At 72.1% G+C, this 9479-nt stretch carries 9 protein-coding genes; 8 read left to right on the forward strand and 1 reads right to left on the reverse strand.

The features are described from left to right. Positions 1–366 precede the first annotated feature (366 nt). From ACFU7Y_RS32615 to ACFU7Y_RS32630, 4 genes are all read left to right on the forward strand, one after another. Positions 367–1473: a low specificity L-threonine aldolase gene (locus tag ACFU7Y_RS32615; protein WP_224282828.1), complete on the forward strand. Its 1107-nt coding sequence runs from the start codon at positions 367–369 to the stop codon at positions 1471–1473. Between the two features lie 199 nt (positions 1474–1672). After that, positions 1673–2251: an NADAR family protein gene (locus tag ACFU7Y_RS32620; RefSeq protein WP_374120050.1), complete on the forward strand. Its 579-nt coding sequence runs from the start codon at positions 1673–1675 to the stop codon at positions 2249–2251. Then, entirely contained in the window at positions 2248–3363 is a 1116-nt protein-coding gene (locus tag ACFU7Y_RS32625; RefSeq protein ID WP_224282827.1) for a hypothetical protein, read from the forward strand. The genes ACFU7Y_RS32620 and ACFU7Y_RS32625 overlap by 4 nt, the downstream gene beginning before the upstream one ends. A gap of 68 nt (positions 3364–3431) precedes the next feature. Then, on the forward strand, positions 3432–4556 hold the full coding sequence (locus tag ACFU7Y_RS32630; protein WP_380770542.1) for a hypothetical protein: 1125 nt from the start codon (positions 3432–3434) through the stop codon (positions 4554–4556). A 104-nt stretch (positions 4557–4660) separates the two neighbouring features. On the opposite strand, the gene ACFU7Y_RS32635 is transcribed toward ACFU7Y_RS32630, so the two are convergent. Next, positions 4661–6043, reverse strand: a complete 1383-nt coding sequence (locus tag ACFU7Y_RS32635) for a glycine--tRNA ligase (RefSeq protein WP_224279482.1) — start codon at positions 6041–6043, stop codon at positions 4661–4663. A 190-nt stretch (positions 6044–6233) separates the two neighbouring features. Here ACFU7Y_RS32635 and ACFU7Y_RS32640 point away from each other — a divergent pair, with 190 nt between their 5' ends. From ACFU7Y_RS32640 to ACFU7Y_RS32655, 4 genes are read left to right on the forward strand one after another with little or no spacing between them, the layout of a single operon-like run. Further along, a complete protein-coding gene (locus ACFU7Y_RS32640; protein ID WP_374119957.1) occupies positions 6234–7274 on the forward strand; it encodes a metal ABC transporter substrate-binding protein in 1041 nt (346 codons plus the stop codon). Between the two features lie 14 nt (positions 7275–7288). After that, the gene (locus ACFU7Y_RS32645; protein WP_224279480.1) at positions 7289–8053 is read left to right on the forward strand and encodes a metal ABC transporter ATP-binding protein; all 765 of its coding nucleotides are present in this window, start codon (positions 7289–7291) and stop codon (positions 8051–8053) included. Continuing rightward, positions 8050–8979 (forward strand): metal ABC transporter permease, encoded by a 930-nt coding sequence (locus tag ACFU7Y_RS32650; RefSeq protein WP_380770543.1) that lies wholly within the window; start codon positions 8050–8052, stop codon positions 8977–8979. The genes ACFU7Y_RS32645 and ACFU7Y_RS32650 overlap by 4 nt, the downstream gene beginning before the upstream one ends. Positions 8980–9014: 35 nt before the next feature. After that, positions 9015–9425 carry a Fur family transcriptional regulator gene (locus ACFU7Y_RS32655; protein ID WP_189918013.1) on the forward strand — a complete coding sequence of 137 codons (411 nt, stop codon included), beginning with the start codon at positions 9015–9017 and terminating at the stop codon, positions 9423–9425. Positions 9426–9479 lie beyond the last annotated feature (54 nt).

Raw genomic sequence — 9479 nt, forward strand, 5'->3', positions numbered from 1 at the left:
GAGATCTACCGCGCCCTGACCAGCACACCGACAACCCGACACATCACTCAAACCGACCTTGCTCCTGCGGCTTGACGTCCATAGGAGCATCCCGGCATCCCTGGCGCGTTCGATCCGACGGGGACCGGGGCTTCACCCTGTGTCGCGGTCCACCGGCGTGGACATCGATCGGCCTGCGCCCGGTTCCAGGGCCTGGACGTCGCTGCGCGCTTCCTACGCCGGACGCCTGCGCTCGTCCGTACGCGGGAGTTCGTCGAGGCGCGCGAGGTCCCGGGCGGGGGCACGCGCGAGGTCCTGGGCGAGATCCCCGCCCCGTACGGGGAAAAGCAGTTGGTCCGACCTCACTACAAGTTCGACAATCGCCGGATGATCGATGACCAGAGCGAGCTCCACCGGCGCCGTGCGGCCCGTATGACGTGCAAGCGCTTCCTCTCCGGCGACCGCATCCTCAGCATCCGCGAGCGCCTCGTCCAACTCGCCGCCCTGGACGGCCTGGACATCCCCCACGACTTCTACGGCAGCGACGGGCCGGTGCGGCAGCTGGAGGAACGGACCGCCGCGCTGCTCGGAAAGGAAGACGCGGTCTTCTTCCCCACCGGCACGATGGCCCAGCAGGTCGCCCTCCGCCACCACGCCGAACGCACCGGCAACCCGGCTGTGGCCCTGCACCCGCTCAGCCACATCGAGCGGCACGAGCGCCACGCGTACACCCAGCTCACCGGCCTGCGCGGCCTCTGGCCCACCACCGAGCAGCGCCAGCCCACGCCCGAGGAACTCGGTGCGCTCGGCGAGCCGTTCGGCACCCTGACGGTCGAACTCCCGCTGCGCGACCCCGGCTACCTCCTCCCCACCTGGGACGAGCTGACCGCCCTGGTCGCCGCCGCCCGCGAGGCCGGCGCCCGGGTGCACTTCGACGGTGCGCGGCTCTGGAACACCGCGGTCCACTTCGACAGGCGGCTCGACGAGATCGCCGCCCTCGCCGACAGCGTCTACGTGTCCTACTACAAGGACCTCGGCGGGATCAGCGGGGCCGCCCTCGCCGGCGACGCCGACCTCGTCGCCTACGCCCGCACCTGGTGCCACCGCTACGGCGGCCGGCTCGCCCAGCAGTGGCCGGCCGCCATCGCCGCCCTCCACGGCCTGGACACGGCCCTGCCCCGCATCCCCGGCTACGTCCACCACGCGGCCACCCTCGTGCCGGCCCTGGCCACGCTGCCGGGCGCACGCCTCTACCCGGAGGTCCCGCCCACCCACGAGTTCCAGCTCTGGCTGCCGTTCTCCGCCAAGGCCCTGAACGCCGCCCACCTGACGCTGGCCGAGCAGGAGGGGATCTGGTTCGTCTCCCACTGGCAGGATGCCGCCCCCGGCCTCGCCATGGCCGAGGTCAGCCTCGGCGAGCCGGCGCAGAGCTGGACGGCGGACGAGGTGACGGAGGTCGGGCTGCGGTTCCTGGAGCTGGCGGCTGCGGGCTGACCGAGGGGATCTTCGCGAGGCGCCTCGACCAGGGCTGCGCGGATGATGTCGGCGGCTTCGGGGATCGAACGACCGCGTTCGCCTGCCCCGAAGTCCCGCACGCGGGCGGGAGATCCCGGACGCCCGGCCACGGTACGAGAGCAATACGCCGCAATCAAACGGTTAGCGGACACGCACCCCTTCGTGTCAGACTGACGATATGAGCGAGATGCACGTGGCGGACCTTGCCGCCGTCCGCAGCCGCGAGGAGCTGGCCGCGCTGATGGCCGACGGGGTGCGGCCGAAGTGGGTGATGTTCTGGGGGCACACCGAGCGCAAGGGCGGCGGGACTCGGCAGGAGTGCCTGAGCCAGTGGTGGCCCGGCGAGTTCACCGTCGACGGGGTCGCGTACGCCTCCGCCGAGCACTGGATGATGGCCGGCAAGGCCCGGATGTTCGGTGACGAGGAGATCGCGCAGCGGGTGCTGGCCGCCCGGACGCCCGCCGAGGCGAAGAAGCTGGGCCGGCTGGTGAAGGGCTTCGACGACGAGACGTGGGTGGCCGGCCGGTTCGAGCTGGTGGTGGCGGGCAACGTCGCGAAGTTCGGCCAGGACGAGGTGCTGCGCGACTACCTGCTGGGCACGGGTGAGCGGGTGCTCGTCGAGGCCAGTCCGCTGGACCGGATCTGGGGCATCGGGCTCGCCTCCGACGACATCCGGGCCCAACAGCCCGCCGAGTGGCGCGGGTTGAACCTGCTCGGCTTCGCACTGATGGAGGCGCGGGCGCGGCTGGGCGCATGAGCGGGATCGCTCCGCTGCTGGACGGGACGGTGGTGGCCTCGGCCGCTGCCGCCCTGGTCCTGGCGCCGAGGGTGCTGCGGCGCAAGGCCCCCGCCGGGCGCAACGGCGGCGCGCTCGGGCCGGAGCCGGCGCTGGCGGCCGTCGTCGCGCTGGTCTACCTCAACCAGGTGCTCGTCGCGGTCTACGTGAACCGGGTGCACCACGGGGACGTCTCCTTCATCACCCGCCACCTGCCGCCCGGCTGGTTCGACGTCCCCCGCCTGGACTCCCTCGCCGCCCGCTTCCCGGCCCCGGAGCTGCTGGCCCCGTCGGTGCTCCGGGTGCAGGCGTTCCTCGAACTGCCGCTGGTGCTGCTGGCGTTCGTCGCTGTCGTCCGCCGGCTGGACGGTGCGCTGTACGTCCGGCTGGCCCGCTCGCCGCTGATCCCGCTCGCCGCCGCCTCGTACACCGTGGCGTTCTGCGCGGTGGAGTGGGACCTGCGGAACCCCTACACGGTGGACGACCTCGTCCTGCGCGCGACCGCAGCCTTCCTCACGCCCCCGCTGATCGCCTGGCAGGCCCGCCGCGAGCCCCCACCGGAGGCCGGACCCGCCCGCAGCCTGTTCCGCTTCACGCTCGACCTGTGGGCGTACGGCCAGCTGATGCTGGTGCTGTACGACACCGCGCTGCTCTACAACCTCGCCCGGCTCGGCGATCATCTCCCCTCTGCCGCGGCCGCGTTGGCGGTGCTCGTCGCCACCCGCGCCGTCCCGTCCCGGTGCCCGCGCCCGCCCGGCCCGCATACCGCCGCGCTCGCCGGGACGATCGGCCGGGCACTCGCACTGTTCCTCGTCCCCGCCCTGGCGATCCGCTACGCGGAGACCTTCGGCACGCCCGAACTCGCCGCCCTGGCCGGGCTCCTGGTGATCGGCGCGGCGGCCCGCCGGGACGCACCGCTGCTGCTGATCCCCGCCCTCGCGGGTGCGGCGGTCGGGTACGCCGTCGCGGCCTTCGCTCCCGGTCCGTACTACGAGGCGACCCTGCTACGGAGCGCGACCGGCGCACTTCTCGCAACGACCGCCCTCTGCGCGCTCCTTGACACCGCTCGGACACGACTGGTCGTGCACTCTTAACTCCCACGCCACATACTGACGCCAGGATGTCACGCAGTCAGGGTCTGGATGGACAGGGTGGGGCGATCATGCGCATGCGGCCGACGGCACAATCCGCAGGCCAGCAGCCGGAGGGCGAGCAGCAGGCCGCCGAACTCCGCGCGGAACTGGACGAGTTACTCCGTGCGAGCCGCTACGCGAGTCAACGTGAACGACGCCTGAACGAGGCGATCCGCGCCACCCCGGGCCGCCAACGACCGGACGGGGAACTGCTGCGACAGCTCGCCCAGGCGCGCACCCTCCGCGAGGGCCTGGGCGCCCGCTGCCTCCAACTCAGCGACCAACTGGAGGCGTTGGAGAGCCGGATCAGACAACAGCAGCAGCCACCACCACCCCAGCAGAGCCAGCAGAACCAGCAGCAGTACCAACAGCAGCCACCGCAGCAGCAGGCCCCGCCGCCGCCCGTCCGCCCCGATCTCGGCGCCCTCACCGAGCGGATCACCGCCCTCCACCGGGCCGGATCCCTCGCCGAGGCCACCGGGGTGATCGACGCGGCCGCCGCCCGCCTCGCCCCCTCCGACGCCGCACTGCTGGTCGGCATGCTCGCCAAGTACGGCCCGACCGGCGCCTCGCTCCACCTCGCCCGCGGCATCTCCCGGTCCGCACCCGACCACTGCGTCGCCGTGCTCGCCGAGCTGCGCGAGCTGGGCCTGGCCGAGGCGGCGGCCGAGGTGTTCCACGCCTTCTGGGGCTACCCGGCCGCCTCCGTCCCCGGCCTGCTCTGCGCACTGGAGCGGGCCGGACTGACCGCCGACAGCGCGACACTGCTCTGGGAGTGGGGGTCGGCGCCGATACCCGAGCTGACCTCCCTGGCCGCCTGCCTCCAGCAGCACGGCCGGGCCGGCGACGTCCGGACCCTGCTGCGCCAGGCCGCCGGTCGCTCCACCGCCGACCTCGCCGCTCTCGCGGCCGGCCTGCCGCCCGCGCTCGCCACCCTCCTGCTGGGCGAACTGGCCGTCCTGCGCCCGCCCGTCGAGGTGGTCAGGCTGGCCACCGCCCTGGACGGCGCCGGCGATTCCGGACTGTACGCCCAGCTGCTGGCCGCGCTGCTCGCCGACGAGGCCCGCCACCGCACCACCCTCGCCGCCCTGCGCACCGCCGGCCTCCCGACCCGCCCGCCCGCGGCCCCGCGATCGCGCTGGGGACGGCGGTAGCGGCCTCCCGCCGGGAAGCACCGGGAGGCCGCCCGAGGCCCCCGACGGCAGGGAGCCCCCGCCCGCCCCACCAGGGCGGACGAGGGCTCCCGGGCGGGAACCTGCTAGCAGCCGATCAGCCGCGCGCCCAGGTACGCCTTGACCTGGTCCAGCGAGACACGCTCCTGCGACATGGTGTCGCGGTCGCGGACGGTCACCGCGTTGTCCTCAAGGGTGTCGAAGTCGACCGTGACGCAGAACGGCGTGCCGATCTCGTCCTGGCGGCGGTAGCGCTTGCCGATCGCGCCGGCGTCGTCGAACTCGACGTTCCACGCGGTGCGCAGGTCGGCGGCCAGGCCGCGGGCCTTCGGGGACAGCTCGGCGTTGCGCGACAGCGGCAGGACGGCGACCTTGACCGGGGCCAGGCGCGGGTCGAGCCGCATGCCGACGCGCTTCTCCATGACGCCCTTGGCGTTCGGAGCCTCGTCCTCGAAGTAGGCGTCGATCAGGAAGGCCAGCATGGCGCGGTTGAGGCCCGCCGCCGGCTCGATGACGTACGGGAAGTACCGCTCGCCGGACTCCTGGTCGAAGTACTTCAGGTCCTGGCCGGACGCCTCGCTGTGCACCCGCAGGTCGTAGTCGGTGCGGTTGGCGACGCCCTCCAGCTCGGAGAACTCGCTGCCACCGAAGTTGAAGCGGTACTCGATGTCCACGGTGCGCTTGGCGTAGTGGGACAGCTTCTCCTTCGGGTGCTCGAAGAAGCGCATGTTCTCGGTGCGCAGGCCGAGGCCGACGTACCAGTCCCAGCGCTGCTGGAGCCAGTACTCGTGCCACTGCTCGTCCTCGCCCGGCTTGACGAAGAACTCCATCTCCATCTGCTCGAACTCGCGGGTGCGGAAGATGAAGTTGCCGGGGGTGATCTCGTTGCGGAAGCTCTTGCCGGTCTGGGCGATGCCGAACGGCGGCTTCTTGCGCGAAGTGGTCTGGACGGCCTTGAAGTTGGTGAAGATGCCCTGGGCGGTCTCCGGGCGCAGGAACGCCAGGCCGCTCGCCTCCTCGGTGACGCCGAGGTGGGTCTTCAGCATGCCCGAGAAGTCCTTGGGCTCGGTGAACTGGCCCTTGGTGCCGCAGTCGGGGCAGTTGACGTCCTTGAGGCCGTTCGGCGGCGGGAAGCCGTGCTTGGCCTCGTACTTCTCCTCCAGGTGGTCGGCCCGGTGGCGCTTGTGGCAGGAGAGGCACTCGGTCAGCGGGTCGTTGAAGGTGGCGACGTGGCCGGAGGCCTCCCACACCTCGCGGGCGAGGATCACCGACGAGTCGAGTCCGACGACGTCCTCACGGGCCTGGACCATCGCGCGCCACCACTGGCGCTTGATGTTCTCCTTGAGCTCGACACCCAGCGGCCCGTAGTCCCAGGCGGCACGCGTGCCACCGTAGATCTCGCTGCAGGGGTAGACGAAGCCACGGCGCTTGCTCAGGCTGACGATCGTGTCGATCTTGTCGGCGGCCACAGTGCTCTCTTCAGTACGTACGGCACGGTCAGGGCACGGCTGGTTGCGCGTACCCGAATACCTCAGGTTACCGGCCATACGGGTACGTGATTCAAATCGGTATCGTCCGGCTGCCCGGGCCGGCGCCACCCGCCGTTCACCCATCCGAGTGAGTTGACAATCATTTCCATCTGAGATGAGAATGATTGTCATGATGATCGGACTGCCTCGACTCGGACTGTCCCGACGGACCCGCACCTCCCTGGCCCTCGGCACCACCGCCCTCGCCGCCTCCCTCGCCCTCACCGCCTGCGGAGGCAGCAGCAGCGCCGACAGCGGCAACGGCAGGCTGAAGGTCGTCGCGTCCTTCTACCCGATGGAGTTCCTGGCCCAGCAGATCGGCAAGGAGCACGTCGCGGTCACCGACCTCACCGCGGCCGGGGTGGAGCCGCACGACCTGGAGCTCACCGCCAAGCAGGTCGGCACCGTCCAGAAGGCCGACGCGATCATCTACCTCAAGGGCCTCCAGCCCACCGTCGACCAGGCCGTCGCGCAGTCGTCCAGCAAGCACAAGATCGACGCCACCGCCGCCGGCCCGCTGGTCGACCACCATCTCGACGAGGGCACCGAGGGCGACGGCCACGGGGCCGAGAGCCACCAGGCCGAGGGCCACAAGCACGAGGACCCGGCCGGCGACCCGCACATCTGGCTCGACCCGACCCGCTACGCGGCGATCGCCAAGAGCGTCGGCGACGAGTTCGCCAAGGCCGACCCGGCCCACGCCGAGGACTACCGGAAGAACACCGACGAGCTGGTCACCAAGCTCACCGCGCTCGACCAGGAGTTCCGGACCGGGCTGAAGGACGCCAAGACCAGGACCTTCGTCACCAGCCACGCCGCCTTCGGCTACCTCGCCGACCACTACGGCCTCACCCAGGTCGCCATCAACGGCGTCGACCCGGAGTCCGAGCCCACCCCGGCCCGCCTCTCCGCGGTGCAGAAGGCCGCCAAGGACAACGGCGTCACCACGATCTTCTTCGAGACCCTGGTCAGCCCCAAGCTCGCCGACACCGTCGCCAAGGACCTCGGCCTCAAGACCGCCGTCCTGGACCCGCTGGAGGGAGTCAAGGACCCGTCCAAGGACGACTACCTGACCGTCATGAAGCAGAACCTGGCCAACCTCCAGGCCGCCCTCGGCGCCCCGGCCACCCCCGCCGGAACCGACGCCACCACCCCTGCCGCCACCAGCTGACGGGACCGAGCACCATGACCGACCCGATACCTCCGGCCGTCCGCCTCCGTGACGCCGTCGCCTCGCGCGGCGGCCGGCCGGTGCTGCGCGGCGTCGACCTCACCGTCCGGCCCGGCGAGGTCGTCGCCCTGCTGGGCGCCAACGGCTCCGGCAAGTCGACCACCGTCAAGGCCGTGATCGGCTCCGTCCCGCTGGAGCAGGGCACCCTGGAGCTGTTCGGCACCCCGTACGGCTCCTTCCGTGCCTGGCACCGGATCGGGTACGTCCCGCAGCGCACCACCGCCGCCTCCGGCGTCCCCGCCACCGTCCGCGAGGTGGTCTCCACCGGACGGCTGCCGCAGCACCGGCTGCTGCCCTTCCGCCGCAAGGACCGCGAGGCGGTGGACCGCGCGCTGGCCGCCGTCGGCATGCTGGAGCGGGCCGGGGACGGCGTGGCCGACCTGTCGGGCGGCCAGCAGCAGCGGGTGCTGATCGCCCGCGCCCTGGTCGGCTCCCCCGACCTGCTGATCATGGACGAGCCGATGGCCGGCGTGGACGCCGCCAGTCAGCAGGTGCTCGCCGACACCCTGCGCGCCGAGGTCGGCCGCGGCGCCTCCGTCCTCCTCGTGCTGCACGAACTCGGGCCGCTGGAGCCGCTGATCGACCGCGCCGTGGTGCTGCGGGACGGCTGCGTCGCCCACGACGGCCCACCCGTGCCCAACACCGGCCTGCACGCGCTGCCCGGCCACGACCACGTCCACCCGCACGCCGACCTGACCCCACCGAGGCTGCTCGCATGACCGAGATGCTCTCCTACGACTTCATGCAGCGGGCCCTGCTCGCCGCCGTCCTGGTCGGGATCACCGCCCCGGCCGTCGGCATCTACCTGGTGCAGCGCCGCCAGGCGCTGATGGGCGACGGCATGGGCCACGTCGCGATGACCGGCGTCGGCCTCGGCTTCATCTTCCAGACCAGCCCGGTCTGGATGGCCGTGCTGGTCTGCGTGCTCGGCGCCGTCACCATGGAACTGGTCCGCTCGCGCGGCAACCAGCGCGGCGACATCGCCCTCGCGATGCTCTTCTACGGCGGCATGGCCTGCGGCAAGCTGCTGGTCTCGCTCTCCGCCCAGGCCGGGGCCGGCTCGCTGGAGAGCTACCTGTGGGGCTCGATCCTCACCGTCGCCCCCGCCGACCTGGCCGCCATCGCGGTGCTCGGCGCGGTGGTCATCGCGGTCACCGTCGGCCTGCGCCGCCAGCTCTTCGCGATCTGCCAGGACGAGGACTTCGCCCGGGTCACCGGTGTGCCGGTGCGCACCCTCAACCTGCTGCTCGCGGTGATGGCCGCGGTCACCGTCACGGTCGCCATGCGGGTGGTCGGGCTGCTGCTGGTCAGCGCGCTGATGGTGGTCCCGGTGGTCGCCGCCCAGCAGCTCACCCGGTCCTTCGCCGCCACCCAGGCCGCCTCGATCGCGCTCGGCGTGGTCGTCTCGCTGGCCGGCGTCACCGGCTCCTACCACCTCGACGTGCCCTCCGGCCCGGCCATCGTGCTGCTCGCCATCGCGGTCTTCGCGGTGTTCAGCCTGCTCGCCGCGCCGCTCGCCCGGCGGCGCCACCGCGGCGCGGGCGAACACGGCCCGAAGGTGTGCGACGTCGAACTGCCGGAACAGGCCTCCTCCGAGCCGTCCGGCACGACCACCCCTGAGCGACGTGCGGGGCTGGCACAATGATGTGCGAGACGCCCACGACCCCAGGAGGACCCACGGTGACCACCGCAGGCCCGTCGCCGCGCGCCCGATCGACCCGGCAGCGTGCCGCCGTCTCGGCGGCCCTGGACGAGATCGCGGACTTCCGCAGCGCACAGGAGCTCCACGACCTGCTCAAGCACCGCGGGGACTCCGTCGGTCTGACCACGGTCTACCGCACGCTCCAGTCGCTCGCGGACGCCGGTGAGGTGGACGTGCTGCGCACGGCCGACGGCGAGGCGGTCTACCGCCGGTGCAGCAGCGGGCACCACCACCACCTGGTCTGCCGGCACTGCGGCGCGACCGTCGAGGTGGAGGGCCCCGCGGTGGAGCGCTGGGCCAACTCGGTCGCCGCCGAGCACGGCTTCAGCGACATCGCGCACACCCTGGAGATCTTCGGGACCTGCGCGGAGTGCGCCAAGAAGGCCTGAGTCCGGCGCGGACGACGGAAAGGACCCACCAGGAGCCGCCCGGTGGGTCCTTTC

The sequence above is a fragment of the Kitasatospora sp. NPDC057542 genome, assembly GCF_042801945.1.
In the GTDB taxonomy this organism is placed as follows: Bacteria; Actinomycetota; Actinomycetes; order Streptomycetales; family Streptomycetaceae; genus Kitasatospora.